Here is a 14670-nt window from a genome sequence, read left to right as displayed (position 1 = left end):
CCCAAACTCGCTGCGCTCAGACATGGGCTGCTCTACGGCCCCGCCGCCCTGCGATGCTCGGCTCGCTTTACGGCTCGATACATCAAAGGCTGAAAGCCGAAGCCGAAGCCGAAGCCGAAGCCGAAGCCGGAGCCATAGCCAAAGCCATAGCCAAAGCCAAAGCCGGATCAGAGCCGATCGGGAAACAAAGAAACCCGAAGCGAGGCAGGGTCGCAGCCCATGAGATGCACGCCGCACAGACTGCGGCCATGCCCACCCGGGCCATCGATCACCGCGTCCACAGGAGCTGCGCAGATGTCCCGTATCGCCCATGCCTCGCCCGATGCCGATATCCCTGCCGATGCCGCGCTGCGCGCGCTGCTGGCCGGTGCCTTGTTCCTGGGCGCCATCGCGCTGCTCTCGTTCCCCGGTCTGCGCACCGGCACCAGCGCGGTCGGCTGGCCGCCGATGTGGCTGCTCGGCCTGCCGGCCGTGGCGTGGGTCACCCTTCAACTGCTTCGCCTGCCACGCCGCCGCGGCCGGGCCTCGTCAGCGATGCCGCGGCGGCGTGGGCCAGGCGTTTCGGTGCAGGCGAGGCGGCGCCCGGCGCGGCCCCGTCGGGCCGGACTCGCCGTCCGCGCGGCGATGGCCGCCGCCGGCCTGCTGCACGGCCTGCGCTGAGCCCGGATTCCTGTCAGCTGGGGCGATGCACCAGTGACTTTGGTCATGGGGTCCGCGCGGGAGCTGCGTGCTAGCGTTGCCGGCTATCCGCCATGCGCCCTTCGGAGTCGCCATGTCCCAACTGTCCAAGCTCTGCCTCGCCGCGGCCGTCGCCGCCGGCCTGTCGATGGGCGCCGCATCTGCCCAGGAGGCCGCCGTGTCCGATCCCCACCAGTGGCTCGAAGCCGTCACCGACGAGAAGGCGCTGGACTGGGTCCGCGCGCAGAACGCCCAGTCCGAAGCCGAGCTGGCGGCGACGCCCGAGTTCAAGCAGCTCGAATCCGATCTGCTGGGCATCTACGACTCCGACGACAAGATTCCGGCCGTCTACAAGCAGGGCGAGTGGTACTACAACTTCTGGCGCGACCGGAACCACGAGCGCGGCATCTGGCGCCGCACCACGCTCGAGGAATACCGCAAGCCGCAGCCGAAGTGGGAGACCGTGCTGGACCTCGACGCGCTCAACGCCGCCGAGGGCGAGAACTGGGTGTGGCACGGCGCCAGCTGTCTGCGTCCGGCCTACACGCGCTGCCTGATCGCGCTGTCGCGCGGCGGCGCCGATGCCGACGTCACGCGCGAGTTCGACGTCGCATCCAAGTCCTGGGTCGACGGCGGCTTCTTCCGCGAGGAAGCCAAGGGCGCGCTGGGCTGGATCGATCAGGACAACGTCTACGTCTACACCGATTTCGGCGACGGCTCGCTCACTTCTTCCGGCTACCCGCGCATCGTCAAGCAGCTCGCGCGCGGCCAGTCGATGGACCAGGCCACGCTGGTCTACGAAGGCAAGCCGGACGACATGTACATCGCTGCGATGCACGACGACACGCCGGGCTTCCAGCGTGATTTCGTCAGCCGCACGCTGGCCTTCTACAACGACGAGCTCTACCTGCGCGGCGCCGATGGGCAGTTGACCAAGATCGATGCGCCGAACTCGGCCAACAAGTCCGTCCACCACGACTGGCTGATGCTGGAACTGCGCGAAGCCTGGGAAGTGGGCGGCCGCACGTATCCGGCCGGCTCACTGCTCGCAGCGAACTTCGATGCCTTCATGGGCGGCAAGCGCGAGTTCGACGTGCTGTTCGAGCCGAGCGAGACCACCTCGCTCGCCGGCGCGACATGGACCAAGAACCACCTCGTCCTCAACGTGCTCGAGGACGTCAAGAACAAGCTCACCGTGCTGACGCCGGGTGCGGATGGCTGGGCGCACAGCGCCCTGGCCGGCGTGCCGGAACTCGGCACCGTCGCGGTCAGCGCCGTCGACAGCGACGAGTCCGACGCGGTGTGGATGACGGTCACCGACTACCTGACGCCGAGCACGCTGATGCTGGCCGAGGTGGGCGGCAATGCCGCGCCGGAAACGCTCAAGACCATGCCGGCGTTCTTCGACGCCAGCACGCATGAAGTCGAGCAGCACTTCGCCACGTCCAAGGACGGCACGCGCGTGCCGTACTTCCTCGTGCGTCCGAAGGACATGCAGCTCGACGGCAGCAATCCGACGCTGCTCTACGGCTACGGCGGTTTCGAGATCTCGCTGACCCCAGGCTACTCGGGCGGCGTCGGCAAGGGCTGGCTGGAGAAGGGCGGCGTGTACGCGGTCGCCAACATCCGCGGCGGTGGCGAGTACGGTCCGCGCTGGCACCAGGCGGCGCTCAAGCAGAACCGCCACAAGGCCTACGAGGACTTCGCCGCGGTCGCGCAGGACATGATCCAGCGCAAGATCACGTCGCCCGCGCACCTGGGCATCCGCGGCGGCAGCAACGGCGGTCTGCTGACCGGCAACATGCTCACGCAGTATCCGGAGCTGTTCGGCGCGGTCGTGATCCAGGTACCGCTGCTCGACATGCAGCGCTATCACCAGCTGCTGGCGGGTGCGTCTTGGATGGCCGAGTACGGCAATCCGGACAAGCCGGAAGAGTGGGAATTCATCCGCACCTTCTCGCCCTACCACCTGTTCGATCCGGCGAAGGACTATCCGCCGACGCTGATCCTGACCTCGACCCGCGACGACCGCGTCCACCCCGGCCACGCCCGCAAGATGATGGCGAAGATGTCCGAAGCCGGTAAGGACGTGCGTTACTACGAGAACATCGAAGGTGGCCACGGCGGCGCTGCGAACAACCGCCAGGCCGCGCACATGGACGCGCTCTACCTGACGTTCCTGTGGCAGCAACTGGGCAAGTGATTCCATCCTGCACCGGCCGCTCTCGCGGCCGGTGTTCTTTTCAGCGTTGCATCGGCAGCGAGTGGACCCACCTATGAAGACATCTTTCCCCCGCGCGGCCCTGTTTCTGGCCGCGCCGTTTCTGACGAGCCTGAGCCTGATGAGTGTTTCTCCTGCCGCACACGCCGCCGCGCCGGTCCCGCCCGACGCCGAACAGCGCCCGCATACCGTCACCGCGCCGCATGGCGCGTCGCGCGAGGACGTCTACTACTGGCTGCGCGACGACAAGCGCGAAGACCCGGCGATGCTGGCCTATCTCAACGCCGAGAACGCCTACGCCGACGCGATGCTCACGTCGCTGAAGCCGGTCGAGAACACGCTGTACGACGAGATCGTCGGCCGCATCCAGCAGGACGACAGCTCGGTGCCGTACCGCGATCGCGGTTTCTGGTACTACTCGCGCTTCGAGACCGGCAAGGACTATCCGGTGCACGCGCGCCGCGCCGATGGCGCCGGTGTCGATGCGCTGTCGATCCAGGCTGCGAACGCGAAGGGCGACTTCAGCGGCGAGCAGGTCATGCTCGACGTCAACCAGCTGGCCGACGGCAAGGACTATTACGCGGTCGGCGACTGGGATGTGACCCGCGACAACCGCATCCTCGCCTACGCCGATGACACCAATGGCCGTCGCCAGTACACGGTGCGCTTCAAGAATCTCGAAACCGGTGAGGTCTATCCGGACGTCATCACCGGCGTGTCGGCGAACCTGGTCTGGGCCGATGACAACAAGACCCTGTTCTACGTCGAGAACGATCCCGAGACCCTGCTGACCGTGCGCGTGAAGAAGCACGTGCTCGGCGCGCCGGTCGCCGATGACGTGCTGGTGTACGAGGAGAAGGACGACAGCTTCTACATGGGCATCGACCGCACGCGCGACGACAGGTACATCGTCATCGGCGTCGGCAGCACCGTGTCGAGCGAAACGCGCTACGCGCCGGCCGACAATCCCGAGACGTTCGCCGTGCTCGCGCCGCGCGCGCGCGACGTCGAATACGACGCCGATCATTACGGTGGCCGCTGGGTGATCCGCACCAACGCCGACAAGGCGACGAACTTCAAGCTCGTCACTGCGCCCAGTGATGCGACCTCGCGCCGTCAGTGGACCGACTTCGTGCCGCATCGTGGCGACGTCTACATCGAAGGCTACGAGCTGTTCGACGGCTTCACCGCGATCGAGGAACGCGCCGAAGCGCTGACCCGCGTGCGTGTGCTCAAGACCGACGGCAGCGATGAATTCGTGCAGGCCGACGAGCCTGCGTATGCGATGGGTCTGGCGGTGAACTCCGAGCCCGACACCGACTGGCTGCGTTACGGCTACACCTCGCTGACCACGCCGGCGACGACCTTCGAGGTCAACACGCAGACCGGCGAGCGTCGCCAGCTCAAGCAGCAGGCGGTGATCGGTTACGAGCCGTCGAACTACGTCACCGAGCGCGTGTGGACGACGGCGCGCGACGGCAAGCGCATCCCGGTGTCGCTGGTCTACCGCAAGGGTTTCGAGAAGAACGGCACCGCGGCGCTGCTGCAGTACGGCTACGGCAGCTACGGCGCGTCGATGGATCCGGGCTTCTCCGTCACCAACGTCAGCCTGCTCGACCGCGGCATGGTCTACGCCATCGCGCACATCCGCGGCGGCGAAGAGATGGGCCGCGCCTGGTACGACGACGGCAAGCTGCTCAACAAGATCAACACCTTCACCGACTTCATCGACGTCACCGACGATCTGGTGAAGCAGGGTTATGCGGCCCCCGATCGCGTCGCGGCCTACGGCGGCAGCGCCGGCGGTCTGCTGATGGGCGCGATCTCGAACATGGCGCCGGAGAAGTACCGCGCGATCCTGTCGCAGGTGCCGTTCGTCGACGTGGTCACGACGATGCTCGATCCGAGCATTCCGCTGACCACCAACGAGTACGACGAGTGGGGCAACCCGGAAGAGAAGCGCTACTACGACTACATCCTCGGCTACTCGCCCTACGACAACCTCGAAGCCAAGGCCTATCCGGCGATGTTCGTCGGCACCGGCCTGTGGGATTCGCAGGTCCAGTACTGGGAGCCGGCGAAGTACGTGGCCAAGCTGCGCGATCTCAACACCGGCGCGCATCCGGTTGTGTTCCGCACGAACATGGAAGCGGGTCACGGCGGCAAATCGGGTCGTTTCCGTCGCTACCGCGAATCGGCGGAGATGTATGCCTTCATGCTCGACCAGCTGGGGCTCGACGCGGCGCCGGCCGCGCGCTGAGTGCCGCATCGGGAGCGGGGGCGCCGATCCGGCGCTCCCGCCATGGATTGACGCGGGCGGCGCGGAGTAGCAGAATGCGCGGCTCGTCGCGGAAACTTCCGCGCGGCCCGATGGCTATGTAGCTCAGCTGGTTAGAGCACGTCACTCATAATGACGGGGTCGGTGGTTCGAGTCCACCCATAGCCACCACACGAAAAGCCCCGCCAGCGCGGGGCTTTTTTGTGCGCGGACGCGCCGGAAACGGCGCGTAAGGCCGTGCGATTGCGCAGAACGCGGCACGTCGGTCTGGCTGCCTGATCGAGGGTGCACGCACCGCGACGCATCTGCAGCGGCAGCTGCAAGGCGCAGGCCGGAAGGTACTTGGCCGGCGCGCATGCCGCCCTCCGCCACGCATCGCGCGCACTCCGAAGACGTGCGCGTGCAACGCAATGACTTTGGTGGGCGACAGATTGCGCATGCGGGGAGCTCGTATCCATCCGCAGACGCGCGCCGTCCTGCCCCCGCAAAGCCTGAATTGCAGCCGCGTTAGCAGATCTCGCAACATCGTCGAACCGTGTGTTGCCGCCGCCTCGCGCCGCCAGCGCAGCGGATCGATCCTGAAGCGCAGGCGTGGATTTCGTCCGGCGCGCGCCCGACGCGCCGACGCGGGTCCGCGCGGAAGTTCGGTGCCGCACAGGCCGCCGTGCAGCGGATGCATCGCGGAGGGGATTTTGCGTTGCAGCGTTCACAGGGCCCCGCCGGGCCCGCGCGCAGCGTGGCTCACCCGCGTATGACTGGCAGCGATCGATGGGTGTCACGTCGATCAGTCCGTACATGTCGATACGGAACGCAACGCGGGCCAGGGCGATTGTCGCCGAGGAGCTTCGTGCCCCATGGCATGCGTGTGCCGAGATTGCGTGGACCCCGTGGCCGCTCACGTGTCGCGGCCGGCAGCGTCGTGATGACGGCGCCGACACCACGTCCGGATTCGCCGTTCGCCAGTTTCTGGCAGGCGGGCTTCGAAGGCGCCGATCACATCAACGGCAGCGCGCAGGCGCTGTGCATGAACGCATCGACCGGACATCTGGCAGACGCTGCGGGCGACTATCGCCGTCTGGCGCGGCTGGGATTGCGCACGGCGCGCGAGAGCGCGGGCTGGCGCTCGATCGAGCGCGACGGGCGCTATGACTTCACGGATGTCGGCCTGCGCGAACGCGCCGCCCGTGCGCAGGGTGTCCAGGTGCTGTGGAGCTTTTTCCATTACGGCATGCCGGCCGGACTGGACATCTTTTCGCCCACCTTCGTCGAACGCTTCGCTGCGTATGCGCATGCGCTGGCGCAGTACCTCGCGCCTTACTACGCCGACGGCCGGCCGCCGGTGTACACGCCGGTCAACGAAATCTCGTTCCTGGCCTGGGCGGTCTGCGAAACCGGTCTGATGCATCCGCATCTGGGCGACCGCGCCTGGGATGGGTATCCGCTGAAGATGCAGCTGGTGCGCGCGTCGATCGCCGCCATCGATGCGATCCATGCCGCCGACCCGCGCGCGCGGATTCTGGCGGTCGATCCGCTGATCCACGTGGTGCCGGCGTCATCCGCGACCGCTGCCGAGGCCGCGCAGGCGCGGGAATTCCAGTACCAGGCCTGGGACATGCTGGCCGGCCGGCTGGAACCGCAGCTGGGCGGATCGCCGCGCCATCTGGATCTGGTCGGCGTGAATTACTACCCGCACAACCAGTGGGAGTGGGATACCGGACGCACGCTGGACTGGCCCGCCGATCCGCAGCGCCGCCCGCTGTCGGACCTGCTGCTGGACGTGCACGCCCGCTACGGTCGGCCGATCCTGGTCAGCGAGACCAGCCATACCGACGGCAACCGAGGGCCGTGGCTCGACGACGTGGCCGGCGACGTCCGGCGCGCACGCGCGCACGGCGCCCGCATCGACGGCATCTGCCTGTATCCCGCGCTCGACCGGCCCGACTGGGAACGTCCCGAACACTGGCATCGCAGCGGCCTCTGGCATGTGCAGCCCGACAGCCTGCAGCGCCGTCTCGACCCCGATTACGCGCAGGCACTCGCGCTTGCGCAACACGACATGCAACGCGCGGATGCACCGCCGTCATGCAGCTTCCGGAGCACCATGGACACCTTGATCGTCTTCTCGCATCTGCGCTGGAATTTTGTCTACCAGCGTCCCCAGCACTTGCTGGCCCGCCTGGCCGCCCACTGGAACATCCTGTTCGTCGAGGAGCCCGTGTACGGCATGCCGTCGCTGTCGGTGACCTCGCCGGCGCCGGGCGTGACCGTGCTCCAGCCGCATACCCGCGCCGCGGGACACGGCTTCGACGACAGCCAGTTCGAACCGGTCGGTGCGTTGCTGCGCGACTACCTCGACGCGCAGGGCATCGAACGCTACGGCGTCTGGATGTACACGCCGATGGCGTTGCCCTTGCTGGGCGGTCTGACGCCCGAAGTGATCGTCTACGACTGCATGGACGAACTCAGCGCGTTCCGCGGCGCGCCGCCGCAGCTGCTGCGGCGCGAGAAGACCCTGCTGGAAATCGCCAACGTCGTGTTCACCGGCGGGCCATCGCTTTACGACGCCAAGCGCGCATCGAACGCCAACGTGCATGCACTGCCGAGCAGCGTCGACGCCGTGCATTTCGCACCGCGTGGCGAGGCCCAGGTCGTGAGCCGCCTGTTCGACGCGATCGCGCATCCACGCCTGGGCTATTACGGCGTGATCGACGAACGTCTCGATCTCGACCTGCTGGCGCGGCTGGCCGACGCCGATCCGGACTGGCAGATCTGCATTCTCGGCCCGGTAGTCAAGATCGATCCGGCGACGCTGCCGCAGCGCGCCAACCTGCATTACCTCCCGCAGCAGGACTACGACGACCTGCCCGACGTGCTGGCCGCGTGGGATGTCTGTCTGATGCCGTTCGCGCTCAACGAATCGACCTGCTTCATCAGCCCGACCAAGACCCTGGAATACATGTCCGCGGGCAAGCCCGTGGTCAGTACCGGCATCGCCGATGTGCGTCGCCTGTACGCGGCCGGCGTCGCGCTGGCCGAGGATGCGGATGCGTTTATCGCCGCGTGCCGTGCCGCGCTGGCCGAGAATGCGGGGCAACGCGAACAGCGTCTGGTCCGGCAGCGGCATCTGGTTGAAGCGACCTCGTGGGAGCGCGCCGCCGGCGTGGTCGCGCGTGAAGTCAGGACCGCGCAGGTCGAAGGCCTGCGCCCGCAGGCGCGTTCGTATCTGGCGGGCGGTCACGTGGTCGAGCTGCCGGCCGCCGCACTGGCGCGCGCCGCGCGCGAGCATCCGGTCGAATGCCTGATTCTCGGCGCAGGTCCCACCGGCCTGTCGGCGGCGCTGCACTATGGCGCGGGCAGCGTGCTGATCGAGGCCAACGACACCGTCGGCGGCTGGTGCCGCTCGATCGACGACCAAGGCTTCGTGTTCGACTACGCCGGGCACATCATGTTCTCGCGCGATGCCGACGTGTTGGCGCTGTACGAGAAGCTGCTCGGCGACAACCTGCACTGGCAGGACCGCGAGGCCTGGGTCTACAGCAAGGGCGTGCACACCCGGTATCCGTTCCAGGGCGCGCTGTACGGTCTGCCGACCGATGTGCTGAAGGAATGCATCGTCGGCGCGATCGAGGCGCGCTTCGGCGCGATCGACGGCAGCGCGGTCCCGGCCGGCCCACGACGCGCCGAGCCCGCCGCGGCCGCGCGCCTCGACGACTGCTGCGCCGACGGCGCGGTGCTGCCCGGAACCGCGTCCGGCGACGTCAAGGACCACAGCAGCGACGCGGTGACCGCGCTGTCGCCGCGACGCGCGCCGCGCAACTTCGAGGAGTTCATCTACGAGGTCTGGGGCGCGGGCGTGGCGAAGCATTTCGCGGTGCCCTACAACCTCAAGCTGTGGACGGTGCCGCTGCACGAGATGGAAACCTCGTGGCTCGGCGGCCGCGTGCCGCTGCCGGATCTGGAGGAAATGATCGACGGCGCCCTGCGACCGGTCTCGAAGCCGGTCGGCCCCAACGCGCGCTTCGGCTATCCGAAGCAGGGCGGGTTCCAGGCGCTGATGGACGGCTTCCTGCCGCATCTCGAAGGCGACCTGGTGCTGTCGACCCGCCTGGTCGCATTGCAACCGGACACGCGGACCGCGCGTTTCTCCGACGGGCGCACGCTGGCCTACACCACGATGGTCAGCACGCTGCCGTTGCCGGAGCTGGTCCGCCTGATCGGTGCGCAGGCGCCGCAGGCCGTGCGTGATGCCGCGGCCGGGCTGCGGCATGTGTCGGTGCGCTGCGTCAATCTCGGCATCGGGCGCGCGGACATCACCGACAAGCACTGGATCTACTACCCGGAGCAGACGGTCTTCCACCGCATCTTCGTGCAGGGCAATGCCAGTCCCGGCAACAACCCGCCGGGCGGGTTCGGCCTGACCTGCGAGATCACCTATTCGCCGACCAAGCCGCTGCCCTGCGACGACCAGGGCCTGATCGACCGCTGCATCGCCGAATGCATCGAGGTCGGCATGCTGCGCGCCGACGACCGTGTGCTGACGGCCAACGTTGTCGACATGCCCTATGCCTATGTCATCTACGACCACGCGCGGGCGGAGAACGTCGCGCTGATCCGCCAGTGGCTGGCCGGCAAGGGCATCGTGCTGGCGGGGCGCTACAGCGAGTGGGAGTACTACAACTCCGACCACGCATTCCTGGCCGGCAAGCGCGCCGCGGAAACGCTGCGCAGGCAGAAGGTCGCGGGCATCGGCCACGCCTGAGTGCGGGCGACGTGCGTGGCGGTGACGCCACGCACGGGTGACGTGACCGGTACGGCTGGACGACCCCGTTCGGGCGTAGCGACGTACTGTCGTCTCTGCGGCATCCGTCAGGTTGCAGGCGCTGCTCCGCCGGGTACGCGACAACGCGCGCTGCACCGCGGTGCCGTGCGCCGACGGCGCGTGGCTCGCGTTCATCCTCGGCGCCCTCATCACGCGCGCTTGTCGCTGCACTGGACCCGTGGCAGAGTCGAAGCCAGTGACGCAAGTCAATCGCATTTAGGAGTCCGCATCGTGATCGATCCGGACGGGTTCAGACCCAATGTCGGCATCGTGTTGATGCATCCCGACGGCCGCGTGTTCTGGGCGCGTCGCGTGCGGCGTGACGGCTGGCAGTTCCCGCAGGGCGGGATGAACACCGACGAGACGCCGCGCGAGGCGATGTACCGCGAATTGCGCGAGGAAACCGGGCTGCTGCCCGAGCATGTCGCCGTACTCGGCGAAACGCCCGGTTGGCTGCGCTACCGGCTGCCGCAGCGTGCGATCCGTCGCAACGACCGGCTGGTGTGCATCGGCCAGAAGCAGGTCTGGTTCCTGCTGCAGTTCGTTGGCGAGGAAACCCATCTGCGCCTCGATCTGACCGAGAAGCCCGAGTTCGACCACTGGCGCTGGGTCGATTTCTGGTATCCGCTCGAGCACGTGGTCGTGTTCAAGCGCGGCGTCTACACCAGTGCCCTGCGGCATCTGGCGCCGCTGGCACGCCAGGTGGCCGGGATGCAGGCGGTCCCGCAACCGATCGTCGAGGCACGCCCGCGTGGCCGACGTCCGCAACGCCGGCAGCGGCCCGGTCAGACTGGACGGGCGCGGGATTCCGACGGCTTAAGCTGAATACTTCTCATTTGACAGTGATTCTCGTTTCTGGCGAAATGGCGCAAGTCCGCTCCGCAGGATTCCCGTCTTGTTCGTCTGCATCTGTAACGGCGTCACCGACTCCCAGATCCGCCAGGCGGCCGCCAACGGGTGCCGCGAAGTCTCGGAACTGACCATGCGCACCGGCTGCGGCGCGACCTGCGGCAGCTGCATGGACATGGCCGCCGACCTGCTCGACGCCTATCACGCACGCGCCGCGCTGCCGACGATCGACCTGCCGCTGATCGCCACCGCCGCCTGACCGGCCGCGATTCACCCGCGCCAGGCGCGGGTCCGCCTTTGAATATGCGCACGATTCGCGTTCCGTCATCGGGACGGACGAGTCGCTACAGTGGCCGCGTCCGCAGTCTCAGGAATAACGCCGATGAAAGGCGACGCGCAGGTCCTCCGGTTCCTCAACCAGGCGCTGTACAACGAACTCACCGCGATCAACCAGTACTTCCTGCACGCCAAGATGCTGAAGAACTGGGGGCTCAACGTGCTCGCCAAGCACGAGTACAAGGAGTCGATCGAGGAGATGAAGCATGCCGACGTGCTGTCGGAGCGCATCCTGTTTCTCGAGGGGCTGCCGAACTTCCAGGCGCTGGGCAAGCTGCGCATCGGCGAGACGCCGCGCGAAATTCTCGAATGCGATCTCGCGCTCGAACTCGACGGTCTGCCGGTGTTGCGCGAAGGCATCGCGCATTGCGAGCAGGTCGGTGACTTCGTCAGTCGCAAGCTGCTGTCGGACATCCTGGCCAACGAGGAAGAACACGTCGACTGGCTCGAAACCCAGCTCGACCTGATCGTCCGCGTCGGCGAGGAAAACTATCTGCAGAGCCAGATCGACGAGGACTGAGGTCCTCGACCGGCGGCGCGTGGACGACCACGCGCCGCGTTCGCACGATCAGGGCGTCGCGGGTTGCGGGCGCAGTTCGCGCAGCAGTCGACGCACGCGGGCAAACTCGTTGGTGGCCAGGGCCACCGCGACCGCAGGCCGTTCGATATTGCGTTCGCGCGCGCCCAGTTCGATCCGCCGGGCCGCGGCCGACAGCGACATCGCGCCCAGGTTGGCGCTCGACGATTTCAGCGAATGCGCGGCTTCGCGCAGTGCCGCGTAATCCGGTCCGTCGACCGCATTCTCCAGCGCCGCCAGCAGCCGCGGCGTGTCTTCGAGGAACAGGTCGACCAGACGATCGACCTCGTCACCCAGCAGGGCGCGCAGATCCTCCAGCACTTCATGATCGATGACCAGCGGCAGCGGCTCGTCTGCGCGTGCGGCGGACGGCGGCGCAGCGTGCGACAGCGCCGCGGTCTGTACCGGCGGGTCGGCAGGTGGCGCGGGGGCAACGGGTGTCGATGCTGCAGGCGCCGGTGACGGCGTGGCGGGCACTGGGGTGGAAACGGGCGGCCGTGCGTCGCCGGGTGCGGGTGCATGTGCGGACGGTGGCGCAATCGTGGCGTCTTCGCCCGGCTGCACGGGCGGCATCGCGGCCGGGACGTGATCGGCGACGGCAGGTCGTGGCGGGGCGTCCGGTGGCCGGTAGGCGTCGACGACCGGCATCGGCTGCGTCGCCGGCGGTCCTTCGATGCTGGCCGGCGTCTCGAATGCGGGCGTCGTAGCGGGCGGCGTGGCCGCAGCGATCTGCTTGACGTCTGACAGCACCGGCGCTGCAGGAATCTCGCCCCACGCCGCGGCCGCGTGCTCCTCGACGCCTGCCGGTGCTGCAGCGGGCGCGGGAACGCTTTCGACATCCCCCGTCGCTGCATCCATCGCCGTAGCTGCATCGAACCCCGAGGACGCCTCGAACGCCGTGGACGAGCCGGCAGCGTCGAGCGCTTCCAGCTGCTCGTAGTCGGCGGGGGTGGTGTCCGGATCCCACCAGCGCTGCAGGCAGCGCTCCAGTTCGTTGCGGGTCACCGGCTTGGCGAGGTAATCGTCCATGCCGGCGTCCAGGCACTTCTGCCGGTCGCCGGCCATCGCGTTGGCGGTCATCGCGATGATCGGCAGGTGGCGGCCGTCCGCGACCGCGGCTTCGTGCTCGCGCCAGCGCCGGGTGGCGGTGTAGCCGTCCATGACCGGCATCTGGCAATCCATCAGCACGATGTCGTAGCGCGCGTCGGCGATCTTCAGCAGCGCGGCCTCGCCGTTGCTGGCGGTGTCGCAGTTGATGCCGAGGACCGACAGCAGGCGCTGGCCGACCATCAGGTTGACCGGGTTGTCTTCGACCAGCAGCACCCGCGGCTTGCGCGGTGCGCCCGTGCGCTGCGGACGGGGTTCGCCAGCGGTCGCCGGCGGGGCCGGGCGCGCGGGCTGTGCAGGTGCGGGGCCAGGAGCTTCGGGGTTGGCCACCGGCGTCTGCTCACCTGCGAGATCTGCCGATGCGCCGGTACGGGTCACGGGCGGCAGGTCGAGGACGGCCTCGCGCAGGTCCGCGTCCGGCGCCTGGCGGCTCAGCAGCGTGGCGCCATCGCGCAGCTCCTCGGCCACCGGCTCGTCGCCGTACAGGCAGACCAGGCGCAGTTGTCCGTAGGCCGCCTGCCGGGTCAGGTTGCGATACAGCGCGAGCGCCGTGTTGCGCATGCCGGACAGATCGGCGACCACGATGGTGTAGGCCCACGGGGCGCCCTGGCTGGCCGCGGTGCGCAGGCGGTCGAGCGCTTCCTGGGTGGTTTCCACCGCAGTGACGCGCAGGCCCCAGTTGGGCAGCAGCATGCTCAGGCGCAGGCGCAGGCGTGGATCGGCGCTGAGCAGCAGCGCACGACCGGCGCGTGGCGTGGCGTCGTCTACCGGCATGTCGCCCTGGGCCTTGAGCAACGGAATCTCGAACCAGAACGTGGCGCCCGCGCCGGGCTCCGATTCCACGCCGATGCGGCCGCCCATCAGTTCGACGATGCGGCGCGAGATCGCCAGACCCAGTCCGGTGCCGCCGTACAGGCGCGTGGTGGACGCATCCGCCTGGCTGAAGGCCTGGAACAGCCGTGACTGCGCCTGCTGCGGAATGCCGATGCCGGTGTCGCGGACTTCGAAGCGCAGCTGATGCTGGCCGGCGGTCTCGCCCAGCCGACGCACCGAGATCAGGATGCTGCCGCGTTCGGTGAATTTCACCGCATTGCTGATCAGGTTGCCCAGCACCTGGCGCAGCCGCACCGGGTCGCCGCGCACCGGCAGCCGCACCGCGGGATCGACCTGCAGCCCGATGCGCAGACCCTTGCTCTGCGCAGGCCGCTCCATCAGCTGGGTCACGCCGTCGAGCAGCTCGCGCAGGTGGAAGCCGGTGGTCTCGAGTTCCAGCTTGTCGGACTCGAGCTTCGAGTAATCGAGGATGTCGTCGACGATGCGCTGCATCTGCTGCGACGACAGAAAAGCCGTGCGCACCAGCTCGGCGTGGTCCGGCGCCAGCGGCGCATGCATCAGCAGGTCCAGCATCGGCGTGATGCCATTGAGCGGCGTGCGGATCTCGTGGCTCATCGTGGCCAGGAACTCGCCCTTGGCCATCACCGCCGATTCGGCCGCGTTCTTGGCCTGGCGCAGTTCGAGTTCCAGCTTGGTGCGCTCTTCCAGTTCGCGCTGCAGTTCACCCAGCGCCAGTTCGTCCTGGCGCAGCCGCTCGTCGGCGGCCTCCAGCTCGCGCACGCCCTGGTGCAGCCGCACGCTCACCGCGATCGAGGCGAAGACCGCCAGCAGCGCGAGCACCAGCGCCACCGCCTGCCAGGGCCCGGCCAGGCCGAGGGTTTCCAGCAGCATCGTGAGCGCCGCGCCCGCCGCGGCCCCCAGTGCCAGCCAACGCAGCATCAGGGCGGACGGACGCCGACGGATGATCATGG

The 14670-nt window shown here is 68.1% G+C and carries 8 protein-coding genes and 1 tRNA gene; 8 read left to right on the top strand and 1 reads right to left on the bottom strand.

Annotated features, from left to right (window positions below; all coding sequences use genetic code 11):
- The first annotated feature begins 294 nt into the window (after positions 1–294).
- The 8 genes from AC3A5K_RS11850 (at position 295) to bfr (ending at position 11701) form a co-directional block, all read left to right on the top strand.
- The gene (locus tag AC3A5K_RS11850; protein WP_487617719.1) at positions 295–660 is read left to right on the top strand and encodes a hypothetical protein; all 366 of its coding nucleotides are present in this window, start codon (positions 295–297) and stop codon (positions 658–660) included.
- A gap of 112 nt (positions 661–772) precedes the next feature.
- A complete protein-coding gene (locus AC3A5K_RS11845; protein WP_487617718.1) occupies positions 773–2881 on the top strand; it encodes a prolyl oligopeptidase family serine peptidase in 2109 nt (702 codons plus the stop codon).
- Between the two features lie 139 nt (positions 2882–3020).
- A complete protein-coding gene (locus AC3A5K_RS11840; RefSeq protein WP_487617717.1) occupies positions 3021–5159 on the top strand; it encodes a S9 family peptidase in 2139 nt (712 codons plus the stop codon).
- A 112-nt stretch (positions 5160–5271) separates the two neighbouring features.
- Positions 5272–5348 (top strand) — tRNA-Met (locus tag AC3A5K_RS11835).
- Positions 5349–6099: 751 nt separating this feature from the next.
- Positions 6100–9936, top strand: coding sequence for an FAD-dependent oxidoreductase (locus AC3A5K_RS11830; protein WP_487617716.1), 3837 nt, complete (start codon positions 6100–6102; stop codon positions 9934–9936).
- Between the two features lie 291 nt (positions 9937–10227).
- Complete coding sequence (locus tag AC3A5K_RS11825) at positions 10228–10821, top strand: RNA pyrophosphohydrolase (RefSeq protein ID WP_487617715.1); 594 nt, start codon at positions 10228–10230, stop codon at positions 10819–10821.
- Between the two features lie 70 nt (positions 10822–10891).
- Positions 10892–11104, top strand: coding sequence for a (2Fe-2S)-binding protein (locus tag AC3A5K_RS11820; protein ID WP_487617714.1), 213 nt, complete (start codon positions 10892–10894; stop codon positions 11102–11104).
- Positions 11105–11227: 123 nt separating this feature from the next.
- A complete protein-coding gene (gene bfr / locus AC3A5K_RS11815) occupies positions 11228–11701 on the top strand; it encodes a bacterioferritin (protein WP_487617713.1) in 474 nt (157 codons plus the stop codon).
- Between the two features lie 48 nt (positions 11702–11749).
- Here bfr and AC3A5K_RS11810 read toward each other — a convergent pair whose 3' ends face one another.
- A complete protein-coding gene (locus AC3A5K_RS11810; protein ID WP_487617712.1) occupies positions 11750–14668 on the bottom strand; it encodes an ATP-binding protein in 2919 nt (972 codons plus the stop codon).
- Positions 14669–14670: the final 2 nt, after the last annotated feature.

This window comes from Luteimonas sp. Soil_C_5 (assembly GCF_057656615.1).
This window is presented reverse-complemented; position numbering and strand designations above follow the sequence as displayed.

Coding starts and splice junctions, on each gene's coding strand:
- bfr (WP_487617713.1), top strand. CDS start 11,228: ATGAAAGGCGACGCGCAGGTCCTCCGGTTCCTCAACCAGGCGCTGTAC.
- AC3A5K_RS11845 (WP_487617718.1), top strand. CDS start 773: ATGTCCCAACTGTCCAAGCTCTGCCTCGCCGCGGCCGTCGCCGCCGGC.
- AC3A5K_RS11840 (WP_487617717.1), top strand. CDS start 3,021: ATGAGTGTTTCTCCTGCCGCACACGCCGCCGCGCCGGTCCCGCCCGAC.
- AC3A5K_RS11830 (WP_487617716.1), top strand. CDS start 6,100: ATGACGGCGCCGACACCACGTCCGGATTCGCCGTTCGCCAGTTTCTGG.
- AC3A5K_RS11850 (WP_487617719.1), top strand. CDS start 295: ATGTCCCGTATCGCCCATGCCTCGCCCGATGCCGATATCCCTGCCGAT.
- AC3A5K_RS11810 (WP_487617712.1), bottom strand. CDS start 14,668: ATGATCATCCGTCGGCGTCCGTCCGCCCTGATGCTGCGTTGGCTGGCA.